We start from the raw sequence: 18011 nt of genomic DNA, 5'->3' as shown, positions 1-18011 counted from the left end.
CTGCTGGGCGGCGGGGGCGCGGGGCAGGTGGCCCGACCGGAGAACCGAGGGGGCCGGCCACCCCTCGCGTCGGGCGCCCGCGCGGGACCGTACGCTCGACGTCACCATGACAACCGTGACGACCGTGAGCGTGCCCGCGGGCTGGCCCGCGACCGAGGAGCAGGCCCGAGCCGTCCAGGACGAGCTGCGGGAGCGGGTGGTGCTCGACGAGCCGGGGCCGCCGCCCGGGTCGGGGCACGTCACCGGCGTGGATGTCGCCTACGACGACGAGCGGGACGTGGTGGCCGCTGCCGCCGTCGTCCTGGACGCGGCCACCCTCGGCGTCGTGGCCGAGGCCACCGCCGTGGGCCGGGTCTCCTTCCCCTACGTTCCCGGTCTGCTCGCCTTCCGTGAACTCCCCGCCGTCCTGGCCGTGTTGGACGCCCTGCCCGTGCCGCCGGGGCTGGTGGTCTGCGACGGGTACGGCCTGGCGCACCCGCGCCGCTTCGGCCTCGCCGCCCACCTCGGCGTCCTCACCCGGCTGCCCACCATCGGCGTCGCCAAGAACCCCTTCACCTTCGTCCACGACGAGCCGGGCACCGCGCGCGGCTCGTCCGCCCCGCTGCTGGCGGGCACCGAGGAGGTGGGCCGCGCGCTGCGCACCAGGGACGCGGTCAAGCCGGTCTTCGTCTCGGTGGGCCACCGCGTCGGCCTGGACAACGCCTGCGCGCACACCCTCGCCCTGACCCCCGCCTACCGCCTGCCGGAGACGACTCGCAGGGCGGACGCGCTGTGCCGCCGGGCGCTGCGGGAGGCGACCGCCTGAGCCGCCGCGGGACGGACCGGCAGCGCACCGCGGACCGCCGGTCGGGTTCGGTCCGTCGCCGTGGTGGGCGGAGAACACACGAGCCCCACTCCGCGTGACGCGGCGTGGGGCTCGGACTGCGAGCGCTGGGCAGGCCTTGCACCTGCATCTCCCCGCAGGAAGCGGGGCGTCTTTCCTTGGACCACCAACGCGAGACCAGGCACCGGACGTTACCGGCGACCCGCTCAAGATCGAGGGTATCGCATCCCCGGGGTCCCGCCGAACTCACCCGTCGGCACGCCCCGTTGTCGCCCGGCTCCCGCGTGCGGGTGCCGGGGGAGGCCGGGCCGCCTCACCGGTTGGCCGCCACCCGGAAGGTGATGCCCGCGTCGCGGAGCCGGCCGGTGAGGGCGTCCCCCATGGCGACCGCGGTCGTCACCTGCCCTGCCGTGGGCGGGAGTTGGTCGAGGGCGAGACAGAGGGCCGACTCGGCGAGCATCTTCGCGGTCTCGTCGTAGCCCGGGTCGCCGCCCGCGGCCTCCGTGAAGACGCGCCGGCCGCCGCCCTCGCCCACGAACCGCACCGAGAACCAGCTCTTCGCCCGCTTCGCGGCGCTCGGTCCCTCCCCGGGCTTGAGCCGGTCCGACAACCAGCGCCGGGCGGGCGGGAGTTGGGCGGCGACGGCCAGGGCGCCGACGGCCGCGACGCCGCCGAGCGCCACCGGCAGACGCCGTACGGCCGCGTAGTGGCGGTAGCGGAAGTCGGGCCCGTACCGGTCCAAGGTGGCGGCGGAGCGCCGGACGATGCGCGGGTCGAGGGTGGGCAGCGGCAGTGCCCAGGCGCCGATCTCGGCGGCGAAGCGGGGTGCTCCGGCCGGGGCGGCGGCCCGGCGGCCCACCAGCCGGGGTTCGTGCCGGTGGCGGTCCCGGGCGGCGGCCAGCACCTGTCGCCCGCGCCCGAACTGGCCGAGCGCCGACGCGAGGGTGCCGCCCGAGAAGGCCGCGTCGACGCTCACGAAGGCGTCCACCGTCAACGGCACCCCCTCGGGCAGCTGACCGACGGTGAAGTACGCGCCCAGGTCGTGCGGCACCGAGTCGAAACCGCAGGCGTGCACCAGGCGGGCGCCGGTCTCCCGCGCGCGTGCGTCGTGCCGGACGTACGTCAGGTCCACGAACTCCGGCTCGCCGCACAGGTCGAGGCAGTCGGTGCCGGTCTCCGCGCAGGCCGCGACCAGCTCCTCGCCGTACCGGACGTAGGGGCCCACGGTGGTGGCCACCACGCGCGCCTGCTCGGCGAGCCGGCGCAGGGAGGCCGGGTCGGAGACGTCGGCCCGCAGCAGGCCGATCTCCGCGCCGCCGGGCAGCCGTTCGCGCAGCGCCTCCAGCTTCGCGACGCCGCGGCCCGCGACGGCCCAGCGCAGCTCCGGGGGCGCGTGCGCGGCGAGGTACTCCGCGGTCAGCGTTCCGACGAAGCCGGTCGCCCCGAAGAGCACGATGTCGTAGGGACGGTCCGCTCTGTTCAGCCTGCTCATGACACTCCCGGTCCCGCAGCCCGCGCAGCTGTCGGTGGCCGAGGCTAGCGTGGGCGGCGCGGAACCAGACGGTCGGGGACCTCGGAGCACCGGGGGAGAAGGTACCGGAACGCCCGCGCGCCCACTCGTGGCCGTACGGGAAGGGGCCGGTCGGCCGACCGGCGGGTATGTTGGCTAAGCGCTTGCTCTTCCGGTCTTGTGCCGGGTGGAACGTGTTCTTAACATCACTGGTGTCACATCGGTGATGTCACAGCTCTGGGGGCTGGATGACAGCGGCAGGGACGCCGGGGCACGGCCCGCTCACCGGCGTGCGCGTGGTGGAACTGGCCGGGATCGGCCCCGGCCCGTTCGCGGCCATGCTCCTCGCCGACCTGGGCGCCGACGTCGTACGGGTGGACCGGCCGGGCGGTCCCGGGCTCGGCATCGACCCGGCCCACGACATCACCAACCGCAACAAACGCTCGGTGCTCGTCGACCTGAAGTCCCCGGACGGACCGGCCCGCGTCCTCGACCTGGCCGAGCGTGCCGACATCCTCGTCGAGGGGTACCGTCCCGGCGTCGCCGAGCGCCTCGGCGTCGGCCCCAGCGAGTCGCTCGCCCGCAACCCCGCCCTCGTCTACGGCCGGATGACCGGATGGGGCCAGGACGGGCCCCTCGCGCAGCGCGCCGGCCACGACATCGGGTACATCGCCGTCACCGGCACCCTCGGCATGATCGGCCCCCCGGACGGGCCCCCGGCCTTCCCCGCCAACCTGCTCGGCGACTACGCCGGCGGCTCGCTCTACCTCGTCGTCGGCGTCCTCGCCGCCCTGCACCACGCGCGGGCCACCGGCACCGGCCAGGTCGTCGACGCCGCGATCGTGGACGGCACCGCCCACCTCTCCGCGATGATCCACGGCATGCTCTCGGCCGGCGGCTGGCAGGACCGGCGCGGCGCCAACCTGCTGGACGGCGGCTGCCCCTACTACGGCACGTACGAGACCGCGGACGGCGCACACATGGCGGTGGGCGCCCTGGAGCCGCGGTTCTACGCCGAGTTCCTCGACCTGCTCGGCCTCCCCGAACACGCCTCGGCCCGCACCGACATCAGCCGCTGGGAGGAGCTGCGCGCCGCGGTCACGGCCCGCTTCCGAAGCCGTACCCGCGCGGAGTGGACGGCCGTCTTCGACGGCTCCGACGCGTGTGTGGCGCCCGTCCTGTCGCTGCGCGAGGCCCCGCACCATCCGCACCTCGCCGCCCGCGGCACCTTCACCGACCACGCCGGCATCACCCAGCCCGCGCCCGCCCCCCGCTTCTCCGCGACCGCCACCTCCGTGCGCGGCGGCCCGGCCCTGCCCGGCACCGACACCGCGGGCGTGGCCCGGGACTGGGATGTGCCCCGACTCCTCGAAGGCTCCGAAAACCCTCGTTGAAAGGCTTCTCAGTGAGCACCGAAGCGTACGTGTACGACGCGATCCGCACCCCGCGCGGGCGCGGCAAGGCCACCGGGGCCCTGCACGGTACGAAACCCGTCGACCTCGTCGTGGGCCTGATCCGCGAACTCCGCGACCGCCTGCCGGGGCTCGACCCGGCCGCGATCGACGACATTGTGCTCGGCGTCGTCGGCCCGGTCGGCGACCAGGGCTCCGACATCGCGCGGATCGCCGCGCTCGCCGCCGGACTGCCGGACACGGTGGCCGGTGTCCAGGAGAACCGCTTCTGTGCCTCGGGCCTGGAGGCCGTCAACCTGGCCGCGATGAAGGTGCGTTCGGGGTGGGAGGACCTGGTCCTCGCGGGCGGGGTCGAGTCGATGTCCCGGGTGCCGATGGGCTCGGACGGCGGCGCCTGGTTCAACGACCCGATGACCAACCTCGCCGTCGACTTCGTGCCGCAGGGCATCGGCGCCGACCTGATCGCCACCATCGAGGGATTCTCCCGGCGGGACGTCGACGAGTACGCGGCCCTCTCCCAGGAACGGGCCGCCCACGCCGCCAAGGAGGGCCGCTTCGAGCGGTCCGTCGTGCCGGTCAGGGACCGCGCGGGACTGCTCGTCCTCGACCACGACGAGCACCCCCGCCCCGGTACCACCGCCGACTCGCTCGCCGGGCTGAAGCCGTCCTTCGCGGACATCGGCGAACTGGGCGGCTTCGACGCCGTGGCCCTCCAGAAGTACCACTGGGTGGAGAAGATCGACCACGTCCACCACGCGGGCAACTCCTCCGGCATCGTCGACGGAGCCTCGCTCGTCGCGGTCGGCTCCCGCGAGGCCGGTGAGCGGTACGGCCTCACCCCGCGCGCCAGGATCGTCTCCGCCGCCGTCTCCGGCTCGGAGCCGACCATCATGCTCACCGGCCCGGCGCCCGCCACCCGCAAGGCCCTCGCCAAGGCCGGGCTGACCATCGGGGACATCGACCTCGTCGAGATCAACGAGGCGTTCGCGGCGGTCGTCCTGCGCTTCGTACGCGACATGGGCCTCTCCCTGGACAAGGTCAACGTCAACGGGGGCGCCATCGCGCTCGGCCATCCGCTCGGCGCCACCGGCGCGATGATCCTCGGCACCCTCGTCGACGAACTGGAGCGCCAGGACAAGCGCTACGGACTCGCCACCCTGTGCGTCGGCGGCGGCATGGGCATCGCGACCGTCGTCGAACGCCTCTAGTACGGAGCCCGCCACCCGGCACCCGCCGCCGGACGCCTCCCGCCCCGCCCGCCCGCGCCGACGTGCGGCCGCCGGCCCGCTCCGGCCCGGCCACCGGAGAGCCCCGACCCTCCGGTGGCGGCGAAGACTTCAGACCTCGACGGAGACCCCCGACATGACCGAGAGCACCACCATCCGCTGGGAACAGGACGACACCGGTGTCGTCACCCTCGTCCTCGACGACCCCGACCAGTCCGCGAACACGATGAACGCGGCTTTCCGCGCCTCCCTCGCGGCCGTCACCGACCGCCTGGAGGCCGAACGGGACTCCGTCCGCGGCATCGTCATCACCTCCGCCAAGAAGACCTTCTTCGCCGGCGGCGACCTGCGGGACCTGATCCGGGTCACCCCCGACACCGCCCAGGACCTCTTCGACGGCGGTCTCGCGATCAAGCGGAACCTGCGCCGCATCGAGACCCTCGGCAAGCCGGTCGTCGCGGCGATCAACGGCGCGGCCCTCGGCGGCGGTTTCGAACTCGCCCTGGCCTGCCACCACCGCGTCGCCCTGGACACCCCCGGCACGAAGATCGGCTGCCCCGAGGTCACGCTCGGGCTGCTCCCGGGCGGCGGCGGAGTCGTCCGTACCGTACGCCTGCTGGGCATCACCGACGCCCTGCTGAAGGTCCTCCTCCAGGGCACGCAGTACAACGCGCGGCGCGCCCAGGAGAACGGCCTGGTCCACGAAGTGGCCGCCACACCCGAGGAGTTGACCGCCAAGGCGCGCGCCTTCATCGACGCCCACCCCGAGTCGCGCCAGCCCTGGGACACCCCCGGGTACCGCATTCCGGGCGGCACCCCGGCCAGCCCCGGGTTCGCGGCGAACCTGCCCGCGTTCCCGGCGAACCTGCGCAAGCAGACCAACGGAGCGCCCTACCCGGCGCCGCGCGCCGTCCTCGCCGCCGCCGTCGAGGGCTCCCAGGTGGACTTCGAGACCGCCCAGGTCATCGAGGCCCGCTACTTCGTGGAACTGGCCGCCGGCCAGACCTCCAAGAACATGATCCAGGCCTTCTTCTTCGACCTCCAGGCCGTCAACTCCGGTGCCGGCAGGCCGCGGGGCGTCGAGCCCCGCCCGGTCCGCCGGGCCGCGGTCCTCGGCGCCGGGATGATGGGCGCGGGCATCGCCTACGCGTGCGCCCGGGCCGGCATCGACGTCGTCCTCAAGGACGTGTCCCCGGAGGCGGCGCGGAAGGGCAAGGCCTACTCCGAGCAGCTCTGCGCCAAGGCGGTCTCCCGGGGCCGCAGCACCCAGGAGCAGGCCGACGCGCTGCTCGCCCGCATCACGCCGACGGCCGACCCGGCCGACCTCAAGGGCTGCGACGCCGTCATCGAGGCCGTCTTCGAGGACACCGCCCTCAAGCACAAGGTGTTCCAGGAGATCCAGCACGTCGTCGAGCCCGACGCCCTGCTGTGCTCCAACACCTCCACCCTGCCGATCACGGCCCTCGCCGAAGGCGTCGAGCGCCAGGCCGACTTCATCGGACTGCACTTCTTCTCGCCGGTCGACAAGATGCCCCTCGTCGAGATCATCAAGGGCGAGCGGACCGGCGACGAGGCACTCGCCCGCGCCTTCGACCTGGTCCGGCAGATCAGGAAGACGCCCATCGTCGTCAACGACTCGCGCGGCTTCTTCACCTCACGCGTCATCGGCCACTTCCTCAACGAGGGCGTGGCCATGGTCGGCGAGGGCATCGCGCCCGCCTCGGTCGAGCAGGCCGCCGCCCAGGCGGGCTACCCGGCCAAGGTCCTCGCCCTGATGGACGAGTTGACGCTCACCCTCCCGCGCAGGATCCGCGACGAGTCGAGGCGGGCGGTCGAGGAGGCGGGCGGCACCTGGCCCGGCCACCCCGCGGAGGCCGTCATCGACCGCATGGTCGACGAGTTCGGCCGCACCGGCCGCAGCGGCGGAGGGGGCTTCTACGACTACGAGGACGGCCGGCGCACCCGGCTCTGGCCGGGACTGCGCGAGCACTTCACCGGGCCCGGCCACGAGATCCCCTTCGAGGACATGCGGGAACGCATGCTCTTCTCCGAGGCGCTCGACACCGTCAGACTCCTCGAAGAGGGCGTCCTGACCTCCGTCGCCGAGGCCAACATCGGATCGATCCTCGGCATCGGCTTCCCCGGCTGGACGGGTGGCGTCCTGCAGTACATCGACGGCTACGACGGGGGACCGCCCGGCTTCGTGGCACGCGCGCGTGAACTCGCCGACCGCTACGGGGAGCGGTTCACGCCGCCCGCGCTGCTCGTCGAGAAGGCGGAGAAGGGGGAGCGGTTCGGCGCCACGCGCTGACCCCACGAGACCGCCGGGCCCCGCGACTCCCGGTCCCCCACCGCACCGGGGGACCGGGTCCGCGGGCGGAGTCCCGCGCGGTGCCGCCTCCCGGCCCGCTCAGTCCTGCGCCGACTCCCGCACCCAGGCGCGCAGTTCCTCCCGGAGCGAGCGCTGAAAGGTCGTCAGGAGGGCCTGTACGACGAGGGGTTGCATCTCCGCGGAGAGTGACCTGACGTCCTGCGCGGCCCGTTCGGACACCGCGTCGCGCAGCAGCCCCGACAGCTCGCGGGCCGCCGTACGGGAGTGCTCGGTCAGCACGTTCCGCGCGGCCAGGATCACCTCCTGCGACAGCGGCACGTCCAGCAGCCGTACCCCGAGCCGGAGCAGACCGGAGTCCACGCGGTAGGCGCCGTCGTCGGGGACGAGCACGCTCATCGCGGCCAGCCGTCCGACGTCCTCCTCGGTCAGGGACCGGCCCGCCCGCCGCTCCAGCTCCGCGCGGTCCAGGGTCTCCACCGTGTCCGGCGCCCAGGAGGCGACGACCGCGCGGTGGATCGCGAGGTCCTGCGCGCTGAGGCCGGGCGGGAGCCGCGCCAGATAGCGTTCGATGGCGGCCAGCGTCATCCCCTGGTGCCGCAACTCCTCGATCAGCGCGAGCCGGGAGAGATGCGCCTGCCCGTAGTGCCCCACCCGGCGCGGACCGATCACCGGGGGCGGCAGCAGTCCCCGGGTGCCGTAGAAGCGGACCGTGCGCACCGTGACCCCCGCCCGCGCGGCCAGTTCGTCGATGGTGAGCGCCGGCTCCTCGGTGTGGGTCGTCATGCGCAGCAGTATCGCTGTGCCACCGACGGTGTGACACCTCGTGCGTACCCGCCGGACGCCGGGAAGCGGCGGCCGGGACCGGTCGGTCGACCAACGGGCCGCTGCAAGGAATTGCAGAACATTGCGCAAGCCCTTGCGGCGAACTCCGGCCGCTGCTTGACTCGCTGCCCGTAGCCGACCGCAGACATCGCCGGGGGAGCGCCATGAGCCGCGACATCGACGTCCTCGTCCTCGGCGGCGCGGGCGCCGACACCATCGTCCACGTCCCCGAACTGCCGCTCCCGTACGCCGACAGCTACCCCATCGACTCCGGCATCCGCACCCGCGCGGGCCAGACCGGAGACTTCGTCGCCCTGGGACTGGCGGCCCTGGGGCTGCGCACCCACCATCTCGACCTGCTCGGCGACGACCCCGAGGGCGACCTGGTGCGCGCACTCCACCGCGACCGGAACATCCCGCTGACCGCCGTGACCCAGCCGGCCGGCACCAGACGCGCGGTCAACCTCGTCGGCCCCGACGGCCGCCGGCTCTCGCTCTACGACACCAGCCGCACCCACCCCGACGACCGCCTGCCGGAGGCCACGGTCCGGGCGCTGGCCGGCGCGAGCCGGCACGTGCACGTCTCCCTCACCCAGCCGTGCGCCCACGCCCTGCCCGCCCTGCTGGAGTGCGGCGTGACCATCTCCACCGACCTGCACGACTGGGACGGCGTGAACCCCTACCACGAGCCGTTCGCCCGCGCGGCGGACCTCGTCTTCCTCTCCACGACCGCGCTGACCGGCGACATCGAACACACCCTGCGCTCCATCGCCGCCCGGGGCCGCGCCGGATCGGTCGTCGCCACCGCCGGCGCCGAGGGCGCGTACCTGCTGGCCGACGGCGAGTTCACGCACGTCCCGGCCGTCACGCCCCCGGCCCCGGTGATCGACTCCAACGGCGCGGGCGACGCCTTCGCCGCCGCCTTCCTCTACGGCCGGCTGAACGGCGAGCCCCCGCTGCGCTGCGCCCGCTACGGCGCCGTCGCCGGGGCGTACGCCTGCACGGTGCCGTCGACGGACGTCGACGCGATCGACGTGCCCGGACTCCTGCTCCGCACGGCCGGGCCGGAGTCCCCGGTGGCCGGAACCCGGTAGGCGGCCCGGGGAGACGGGCAGCCCCGGGCCGGCCCCCGCGTCACCCCGTGTGCACGTCGTTCGTCGCGGCGATCTTCTGCCAGGACCTGGGCCGCGCCGGGACCGCCCCCGCGCCGGCGCCGCTCGCGATCGACGCCGTGCGTGCCGCCGGGGCGGCCGGCTTCGACGGCTGGAAGAGCCAGGTGTCGAAGAGCGCGGAGAGCGACTTCCCGGAGACCTGCTCGGCGTAGCCGCGGAAGTCGGCGACGGAGGCGTTCCCGTAGGCGTGCTCCTTCGGCCAGCCCTTCAGGATCGCGAAGAACGCGTCGTCGCCGACCTCGTCGCGCAGCGCCTGGATCGCCAGCGCGCCCCGGTCGTAGACCGCGAGGTCGAACTGGTCCGCCGGCCCCGGGTCGCCCGGCGCGACGGTCCAGAACGCGTCGTCCGCCGGATGCGCGGCGTACACGTACTGCGCGAGCTGCCGTGTGGTGCCCTCGCCCTCGTGCTCCGACCACAGCCACTGGGCGTAGCGCGCGAACCCCTCGTTGAGCCAGATGTCCTTCCGGCCCTTGAGCGACACGTCGTCGCCGTACCACTGGTGCGCCAACTCGTGGACGACGACGGAGGTGTTGGCGCCGTTCGCGAACTGCCTCGGGCTGTAGTAGACGCGAGTCTGCGTCTCCAGCGCGTACCCGGTGGTGGTGTCGGGGACGTAACCGCCCGCCGAGGCGAACGGGTAGGGCCCGAAGTAGCCGCTCAGCCAGTCGACGATCTCGCCGGTCCGCTCGACGCTCGCCCGTGCGGCCCCGTCGTTGTCGCCGAGGTTCCGGCTGTACGCGTTGAGGACCGGGACACCACCGTCCGAGGTGCTGGTCGTCAGGTCGAGCTTCCCGATGGCGAGCGTGGCCAGGTAGGTGGCCTGCGGCTTGTTCTGCCGCCAGCTGTAACGGGTCCGGCCGAGCTGTGAACTCGTCGACTGGAGCGTGCCGTTGGAGACGGCCTGGGTGCCGTCCGGCACCGTGACCGACACGTCGTAGGTCGCCTTGTCGCTGGGGTGGTCGTTGCTCGGGAACCACCACCAGGCCGACTCGGGTTCGTCGGCCGCGACCGCGCCGTCCGGGGTGCGGTGCCAGGTGGTGAAGCCGTATGCGCTCTTCGTCGACGGTACCCCGCTGTAGCGGACGACGACGGTGATGGGGGTGTTCTTCGCCAGCGGGGTCTTCGGCGTGACCTCCAGCTCGTGCTCGCCGGAGGTGGTGAACGTGGCCCGCGCGCCATTGACCCGCACCTCGCTCACGTCGAGCAGGAAGTCCAGGTCGAACCGCGACAGGTCCTGCGTCGTCCTGGCGAGGATCGTCGCCGTACCGGCCAACTCGTCGGTGGCGGGTTGGTATCGCAGTCCGAGGTCGTAGTGGGAGACGTCGTATCCGCCGTTGCCGTAGGCCGGGTAGTAGGGGTCACCGATGCCCGGCGCGCCGGGGGAGCAGCTCGCCGCCGATGCCGGGATCGCCAGCAACAGGGAGGCCGCCGCGAGTGCGCCCGGCGCGATGATTCTGCGGTGCACGTGAACTCCAAGTCGTAGGGACGACAAGTCTGTTGGGAGCCTATTCAGCCGCTGTGCGTGCGGGCGTGTCCACGGCCCCGCCTGTCACACGATCGCCATTCGGCCGTCACGGGCCACCGGCCGCACCCGCCCGGCCGGTCACCGGCCCCCCTCGGTCATCCGATCGCCCTCTTCTGCGCGGGAGTTGACCGATGTAGCGTCCGCGCATGCCGAAACGCACGCGCTTCGCGATCTGGAGACCGCTCGCGACGACGGTCATCACCGCCCTCATGGCGGCCTTCCTCACCCCGGCGGCGGCCCACGGCGCCCCGCGGGAGAGCAGGCCCGTCTACTCCTACGCCCACGCCGTCCGCGAGGCCGTCTGGGTCGACACCGGCCTCGACGGCGACGGCGACGGGAAGAGCGACCGGGTCGCCGCCGACATCGTCCGCCCCCGCGAACCCGCCGCCCAGGGCCGCAAGGTGCCCGTCATCATGGACGCCAGCCCCTACTACTCCTGCTGCGGGCGCGGCAACGAGAGCCAGGTGAAGACCTACGACGCCCAGGGCGACGTGGTCCGGATGCCGCTCTTCTACGACAACTACTTCGTGCCCCGCGGCTACGCCTTCGTCGGCGTCGACCTGGCCGGCACCAACCGTTCCGACGGCTGTGTCGACGTCGGCGGACGCTCCGACATCCAGTCCGCCAAGGCCGTCGTGGACTGGCTCAACGGCCGCGCCGAGGCGTACTCGACCCGCACCGGCGGGACCGCGGTCAGGGCCACCTGGACCAACGGCGCCACCGGCATGATCGGCAAGAGCTGGGACGGCACCATCGCCAACGGCGTCGCCGCGACCGGCGTAGCGGGCCTGAGGACGATCGTCCCCATCAGCGCGATCTCCTCCTGGTACGACTACTACTTCGCCCAGGGCGCCCCCCTCTACGACTCCGGCCCCGACTGGCTCTCCGACGCCGTCGAGAGCCCGGACGCCCGGTCCCGGTGCGCCGCCGTCCAGCGCCGGCTCGTCGACGGCGCCCCGCGCACCGGCGACTGGACCGGCCTGTGGAGCGCGCGCGACTACGTCAAGGACGCGGGCAAGGTCAGGGCCAGCGTCTTCCTCGTCCACGGAACGCAGGACCTCAACGTCCGCACCAAGAACTTCGGCCAGTGGTGGGACGCCCTCGCCGCGCACGGCGTCGAGCGCAAGATCTGGCTCTCCCAGACCGGGCACGTCGACCCCTTCGACTACCGCCGCACGCAGTGGGTCGACACCCTGCACCGCTGGTTCGACCACACCCTCCTCGGCTACGACAACGGCATCGACCGGCAGCCCATGGCCGACATCGAACGCGCCCCGGACCACTGGACCACCGACGCCGTCTGGCCGCCGCGGTCCACGACGGCCGCGACCCTGCGCCCCGCCACCGGCGCCGTCCCGGGCGTCGGCACCCTCGGCCGCACCGCGGGCCGGGGCACCGAGACGTTCACCGACGACCCCCGGCGGAGCGAGACCGACTGGGCGGCCACGATCGACACGACGACCCCCGACAAGGCGGGCTTCGTGACCCGGCCGCTCAGCCGGGACCTGCGTCTGTCGGGCTCCTCGAAGGTGACGGTCACGGCGACGCCCACCACCTCCACGGCCCATCTCACGGCGGTCCTGGTGGACCTCGGCCCCGCCACCATCCGGGACTACGCCGACCCGGCCGAAGGCATCACCACTCTCACCGACCGCACCTGCTGGGGCGCCGGCACGGCCGGCGACACCGGCTGCTTCCTGTCAACCCAGGCCCGTACGAAGGCGGTTGACGCCACGGTCTTCAGCCGCGGCTGGGCCGACCTCGGCACCTACGCCTCCGGCCGCAAGGGCGTACCGCTCACCCCGGGCACCGACTACACCATCACCCTCGACCTGGCCGCGACCGACCACGTCGTCCCGGCCGGCCACCGGCTGGCCCTGATCGTCGCGGGCACGGACAAGGACCTCATCGATCCGCCGTCCACCACCCCGACCCTCACCGTGGACCTGTCCCGCACCGTGGCCCGCGTCCCGCTGGTCGGCGGCGCGGGGGCGTTCGCCCGCGCCACCTCGGGCACGGCGGCCACGGCGTCAACTCCCGCGACGCGCACGGGCGTTGCCGCACCGGGAGGTGTCCAGCGGATGCCCGACGCCGGCTGAACGGCTCCGCGCGGGGGCGGCGGTCGCTCGACCGGCCGCCGCCCCCGCCCGGTCCCCGCCCATGTCCCTGTTCCGGGCGGGACGGAGGTGGTGTTGGGGGAGTGTTCGGCGTCCGGTACCCGGCGCGCAAGTCTGCCGTAGCACGGCCCTCCCTAGCGTGAGTCCGTTCGGACACCAGGCAAGGGAGCGGACATGAACAGCTCACCCGAGGACGGCAGAACCGGTGGCACCCGACCGGCGCCGGTGACGGCCCGCGGCGCGGACCGGACGGCGACGGCGGCCGGCCCCGACGACCCCGCCCCGCACGACGGGCACGCGGCGACGGGGTGCGAGTGCCCGCGCACCGCCGACCTCGACGGTGACGGCGTCGCGGCGTCGAGCCGCCGTACCTTCCTGCACCGGGCCGGCGCGCTCGGCGCGGGCACGGCCGCCGCGGGACTGCTGGGCGCGGCCCCCGCGGCCGCGGCCGACCGCACGGCCGGCGACGGCGGGGACGACGACCCCTACGGCCGGACAACGATGTCGCCCGCGCCGCGCGGGAAGTGGGACCCGGACCCGGCCTCTCCCCGGTTCACGGTCGTCGTCATGCCCGACACGCAGTACATGTTCGACCAGGACCGCATCCACCCCGTCCCGATGGAGGCGTCGTTCCGGTACGTCCTCGACCCGGCGGGCCGCGCGGGCGGCAACGACGAGAACATCGTCTTCCTGGCGCACCTCGGGGACGTCACCCAGAACGGTCTCGCCGAGGAGTACGCGGCGGCCACCAAGGTCTTCGACATGCTGGACCGCGCGGGCGCCTCGTACGGTGTGCTGGCCGGCAACCACGACGTCTCCTCCGACGACCAGCGCGGCGCGACACCCTACCTGGACACCTTCGGACCGGCGCGGGCCAGGAAGACGCCCGGCTACCACTCCTCCAGCCCCGACGGCTACAACACGGCCCACGTCTTCGAGGCGGGCGGCCGCGAGTGGCTGCTGCTCTCCCTGGACTGGCGCCTGTCGGCGAAGGGGTTCGCCTGGGCCAACGCCGTCATCGCCGCGAACCCGACCCTGCCGGTGATCGTCACCACCCACGAACTCGTCGGTTCCTACGACGACGGCACGGCCGGACTCTCCGGCTACGGACAGCAGTTGTGGGACGGCCTGATCAAGGACAACGACCAGATCTTCCTCACCCTGAACGGCCACTACTGGCCGCCCGGCAGCACGGTGCTGAAGAACGGCGCGGGCCACGATGTCCACCTGCACATCACCAACTACCAGGACCGCTACTACGGCGGCGCGGGCATGATCCGTTCCTACCGGTTCGACCTCGACCGCGGGACGATCGACATCGCCACCTTCTCGCCGTGGATCCGCGAACTGGCGGCGAACAACGAGCTGAACTCCCTCGCCGCCCAGGAACTCGAACTGACGTCGAAGGCCGACTCCTTCTCGATACCGATCGACTTCGACGAGCGCTTCGCCGGCTTCGCCCCGGTGGAGCCGCGCAAGGCCCGCCCCGCCCGGCGGATGCTGCTGCCCGGCACGCTGGCCTACTGGCGCTTCGACGAGGGCGGAGCGCCCGGCGCCGACGTCGCCGCCGGCACGGTCGTCAAGGACCAGACGGGCCACGGCAACGACCTCGTCCTCCAGAGCGTCCCCGGCACCCCCGCGCACGCGCTCACCTGGACCGGCGACCACCACCCCGACCAGCCCGGACACGCGGGCCTGGTCTTCGCCGGGGAGGGCAACCCGGTCAGCGGCGCCTACCTGCGGACGGTCGACAAGGCGCCGCTCAACCGCGAGACGTTCGCCCACGGCTACACCTTCGAGACCTTCTTCAAGGTGCCGGCCGACTGGGACGGCGGCCGCAACGGCTGGTCGGCGCTGCTCAGCCGCGCGGGCACCGCGGCCCAGGCGGGCAAGAACGGGCCCTCCGCCACCGCCGAGGAACCCGTCCTCACCCTCAGCCTCTCCAGCTCCGTCGAGCTCCAGTGGAACGCCTACCCGCTCAACCAGGACGGCGCCACGACCGCCTGGAGCCACCTGCTCCAGCAGGAGGAGTGGTGGCACGTGGCCGTCGTCAACGACGGCCGGATCAGCAAGCTCTACGTCAACGGCTGCGAGGAGGGCCGCAATCCCACCAGCAGGGCCGTCGGCCTGACCACCCTCGACCTGCCGTTCCTGCTGGGCGGTTACCAGTGGGCCGGCGCGGTCGACCAGGTCTTCCACGGCACCATCGGCGATGTCCGGATCACCGGCAGGGCGCTGCGCCCCGACCAGTTCATGAACGCCTAGCCGGTCGCAGTCGGGCACCGCCGGACGCAGTCGGTCTGGGCCGGTCTGGGTCGGTCAGGAAGCGGCCGCTTCCGCCAGCCCGGCCGCCTCCCGCGCACACCCCCACGCCACCGTGACCCCAGCCCCGCCCTGGCCGTAGTTGTGCACCAACACCCGCCCGTCCGGCCGTACTTCGCGCTCCAGGCGCACGGCCGGACGGGTCGGCCGCAGCCCCACGCGGTGCTCCCGGACGCGCGCCCCGGCGATCTCCGGGCGGATCGCCGCACAGCGGGCGACGATCGCCTCGGCCGCCGCGGGGTCGGGCGTCAGGGACCAGACGTCCTCCTCGGCGGTGCCGCCCAGGATGAGGCCGCCCGGCTGCGGGAAGAAGTAGGTGGAGACCTCGGCCGTGTGGTCCACCGACGTCAGCCAGGTGGTGATGCCGGGGTTCTCCACCACGACCAGCTGACCGCGGACCGGCCGTACCGCCGGATCGGGCACCAGCTCCCGGGCGGCCAGGCCGGTGCAGTTGACCGTGACGGCGGCCTGCACCTCCGCGAGATCCGTCACCGACCGGTCCTCGACCGTCCCGCCCGCCCGCAGCAACCGCTCCCGCAGCCACGGCAGATGCGCCGCCATGTCGATCAACGGCAGCCGGGCCCACAGACCCCCGCCCGCGTACTCGTCGGCGCGGGCCGCCCGCAGCCCCGGCACCCGGGCCGCCCACGGCCCCAGCTCCTCCAGCCGGGTGCCGCCGTGCACGCCCCCGACCAGGCGCACACCGGTCTCCGCGGGCCGCGCCGCCAACTCCTCGTAGACCGCGAGGGACTCCAGCGCCCACGCGCCGGCCAGCGCCTCCGGCTCGATCCGGTACGGCCACCACAGCGCGCCCGCGACCGCCGAGGTGGTCCGCTCGACGGGGTCCCGCGTCCACACCCGCACCCGGCGTCCGCGCTCGGCCAGCACCACGGCCGTCGTCAGCCCGATGACCCCGCCGCCGACCACGACGATCTCGTCGTACACGTCGCTGCTCACGCGGGGACAGTAGCCGACGTGGCCGGCAGGGGGCCCACCGGGACCGATTAGGATCGGCAACCTGATGACTGCCACCCTCGTCGCCAAGAATCTCGCCGCCGGGCACGGCGACCGCTCGCTCTTCTCCGGACTCGACCTCGTCGTCGCGCCCGGAGACGTGATCGGTCTGGTCGGTGCCAACGGCGCGGGCAAGTCCACCCTCCTCAGAATGCTTGCCGGGCTCCTCGCCCCGGAGGAGGGCGAGCTGCGCGTCTCCCCGCCGTCGGCGACCGTCGGGCACCTCCCGCAGGAGCCGGAGCGGCGCCCGGACGAGAGCGTGCGCGCGTTCCTGGCCCGCCGCACCGGCGTCGCCGAGGCCCAGCGGACGATGGACGAGGCGACCCAGGCCCTGGTGGACGGCGCGCCCGGCGCCGACGACGCGTACGCCAACAGCCTCGAACGCTGGCTCGACCTCGGCGGCGCCGACCTCGACGAGCGGGCCGAGGAGGTCGCCGACTCGCTCGGCCTCGCCGTCGACCTCGACCAGCCGATGACCTCCCTCTCCGGCGGCCAGGCGGCACGGGCCGGCCTCGCCTCGCTCCTCCTCTCCCGCTACGACGTCTTCCTCCTCGACGAGCCCACCAACGACCTCGACCTCGACGGCCTGGAGCGCCTCGAACGCTTCGTCTCCGGCCTGCGCGCGGGCACGGTCGTCGTCAGCCACGACCGCGAGTTCCTCACCCGCACCGTCACCAAGGTCCTCGAACTCGACCTGGCCCAGGGGCAGATCAACCTCTACGGCGGCGGTTACGCGGCCTATCTCGAGGAGCGGGACGTGGCGCGCCGGCACGCGCGCGACGACTTCGAGGAGTACGCCGACAAGCGGACGGCCCTCCAGGACCGCGCCCAGACCCAGCGCTCCTGGATGGACAAGGGCGTCAAGAACGCCCGTCGCAAGGCGAACAACGACAACGACAAGATCGGCCGCAAGTTCCGCAGCGAGGCCAGCGAGAAGCAGGCCGCGAAGGCCCGGCAGACCCAGCGCATGATCGAGCGGCTCGATGTCGTCGACGAGCCGCGCAAGGAGTGGGACCTGCGCATGGAGATCGCGTCGGCGCCCCGCTCGGGCGCGGTCGTCGCGACGCTGCGGGACGCGGAGGTGCGGCTCGGCGACTTCGCCTTCGGCCCGGTCTCCCTCCAGATCGACTGGGCCGACCGGGTCGCCGTGACCGGCGCGAACGGCGCCGGCAAGTCGACCCTCCTCGGCGCGCTGCTCGGCCGGGTCCCGCTCGACGCCGGGCACGCGGCGCTCGGCTCGGGGGTGCTGGTCGGCGAGGTCGACCAGGCGCGTGAGCTGTTCCACGGTCCGGAGGCGCTGCTGGACGCGTTCGGCGCGGCCGTCCCGGACACCGAACCGGCCGAAGTCCGCACGCTGCTCGCCAAGTTCGGACTGAAGGCGGAGCATGTCCTGCGTCCGGCGGCGACCCTCTCGCCGGGCGAACGCACCCGCGCCGCCCTCGCCCTCCTTCAGGGCCGGGGCGTCAACCTCCTCGTCCTCGACGAGCCGACGAACCATCTCGACCTGCCCGCGATCGAGCAGTTGGAGTCCGCCCTCGACGCCTACGAGGGCACGCTGCTCCTGGTCACCCACGACCGCCGCATGCTCGACGCGGTCCAGGTGACCCGCCGCCTGGAGGTCGCGGGCGGCAAGGTGACCGAGCACCGGTAGGGGCCGCCGCCCACCCCGGCCGCCGTGGGGTTGGTGGCGGAGCCGTGGCGTGGCTGGTTCCGGGGCGGGAGGGGTCCGCCGGCCA

Annotated in this window: 12 protein-coding genes; 8 read left to right on the top strand and 4 right to left on the bottom strand. The window is 73.6% G+C overall.

The genetic code is table 11. The features are described 5' to 3' along the window. The first annotated feature begins 106 nt into the window (after positions 1–106). Positions 107–805 carry an endonuclease V gene (locus ABZT12_RS23825; protein ID WP_356388049.1) on the top strand — a complete coding sequence of 233 codons (699 nt, stop codon included), beginning with the start codon at positions 107–109 and terminating at the stop codon, positions 803–805. Positions 806–1136: 331 nt separating this feature from the next. Here ABZT12_RS23825 and ABZT12_RS23820 read toward each other — a convergent pair whose 3' ends face one another. Beyond that, positions 1137–2315 (bottom strand): saccharopine dehydrogenase NADP-binding domain-containing protein, encoded by a 1179-nt coding sequence (locus ABZT12_RS23820; RefSeq protein WP_356388047.1) that lies wholly within the window; start codon positions 2313–2315, stop codon positions 1137–1139. A 266-nt stretch (positions 2316–2581) separates the two neighbouring features. On the opposite strand from ABZT12_RS23820, the gene ABZT12_RS23815 reads away from it, so the two are divergent. The 3 genes from ABZT12_RS23815 (at position 2582) to ABZT12_RS23805 (ending at position 7282) form a co-directional block, all read left to right on the top strand. Continuing rightward, complete coding sequence (locus ABZT12_RS23815) at positions 2582–3727, top strand: CaiB/BaiF CoA-transferase family protein (protein ID WP_356388045.1); 1146 nt, start codon at positions 2582–2584, stop codon at positions 3725–3727. Positions 3728–3738: 11 nt separating this feature from the next. Then, positions 3739–4953, top strand: a complete 1215-nt coding sequence (locus ABZT12_RS23810) for an acetyl-CoA C-acetyltransferase (RefSeq protein ID WP_356388043.1) — start codon at positions 3739–3741, stop codon at positions 4951–4953. A 154-nt stretch (positions 4954–5107) separates the two neighbouring features. Beyond that, a complete protein-coding gene (locus ABZT12_RS23805) occupies positions 5108–7282 on the top strand; it encodes a 3-hydroxyacyl-CoA dehydrogenase NAD-binding domain-containing protein (protein WP_356388041.1) in 2175 nt (724 codons plus the stop codon). A 99-nt stretch (positions 7283–7381) separates the two neighbouring features. Here the strand turns inward: ABZT12_RS23805 and ABZT12_RS23800 are convergent, their stop codons facing one another. Next, entirely contained in the window at positions 7382–8086 is a 705-nt protein-coding gene (locus tag ABZT12_RS23800; RefSeq protein ID WP_356388039.1) for a MerR family transcriptional regulator, read from the bottom strand. A 203-nt stretch (positions 8087–8289) separates the two neighbouring features. On the opposite strand from ABZT12_RS23800, the gene ABZT12_RS23795 reads away from it, so the two are divergent. Further along, the gene (locus ABZT12_RS23795) at positions 8290–9219 is read left to right on the top strand and encodes an adenosine kinase (RefSeq protein ID WP_356388037.1); all 930 of its coding nucleotides are present in this window, start codon (positions 8290–8292) and stop codon (positions 9217–9219) included. A 40-nt stretch (positions 9220–9259) separates the two neighbouring features. Here the strand turns inward: ABZT12_RS23795 and ABZT12_RS23790 are convergent, their stop codons facing one another. Then, positions 9260–10762, bottom strand: a complete 1503-nt coding sequence (locus ABZT12_RS23790; protein WP_356388035.1) for a M1 family metallopeptidase — start codon at positions 10760–10762, stop codon at positions 9260–9262. Between the two features lie 206 nt (positions 10763–10968). Here ABZT12_RS23790 and ABZT12_RS23785 point away from each other — a divergent pair, with 206 nt between their 5' ends. Both ABZT12_RS23785 and ABZT12_RS23780 read left to right on the top strand, forming a co-directional pair. Then, the gene (locus ABZT12_RS23785; protein WP_356388033.1) at positions 10969–12921 is read left to right on the top strand and encodes a Xaa-Pro dipeptidyl-peptidase; all 1953 of its coding nucleotides are present in this window, start codon (positions 10969–10971) and stop codon (positions 12919–12921) included. 192 nt (positions 12922–13113) lie between these two features. Continuing rightward, positions 13114–15204 carry a LamG-like jellyroll fold domain-containing protein gene (locus ABZT12_RS23780; protein ID WP_356388031.1) on the top strand — a complete coding sequence of 697 codons (2091 nt, stop codon included), beginning with the start codon at positions 13114–13116 and terminating at the stop codon, positions 15202–15204. A gap of 54 nt (positions 15205–15258) precedes the next feature. On the opposite strand, the gene ABZT12_RS23775 is transcribed toward ABZT12_RS23780, so the two are convergent. After that, the gene (locus ABZT12_RS23775; protein WP_356388222.1) at positions 15259–16194 is read right to left on the bottom strand and encodes an FAD-dependent oxidoreductase; all 936 of its coding nucleotides are present in this window, start codon (positions 16192–16194) and stop codon (positions 15259–15261) included. Positions 16195–16282: 88 nt separating this feature from the next. Here ABZT12_RS23775 and ABZT12_RS23770 point away from each other — a divergent pair, with 88 nt between their 5' ends. Continuing rightward, complete coding sequence (locus ABZT12_RS23770; RefSeq protein WP_356388029.1) at positions 16283–17926, top strand: ABC-F family ATP-binding cassette domain-containing protein; 1644 nt, start codon at positions 16283–16285, stop codon at positions 17924–17926. Positions 17927–18011 lie beyond the last annotated feature (85 nt).

The organism is Streptomyces sp. NPDC005423 (assembly GCF_040606415.1).
In the GTDB taxonomy this organism is placed as follows: domain Bacteria; phylum Actinomycetota; class Actinomycetes; order Streptomycetales; family Streptomycetaceae; genus Streptomyces.
Note: the sequence above shows the minus strand (reverse complement) of the source record. Positions and strands in the feature narration are given on the sequence as shown.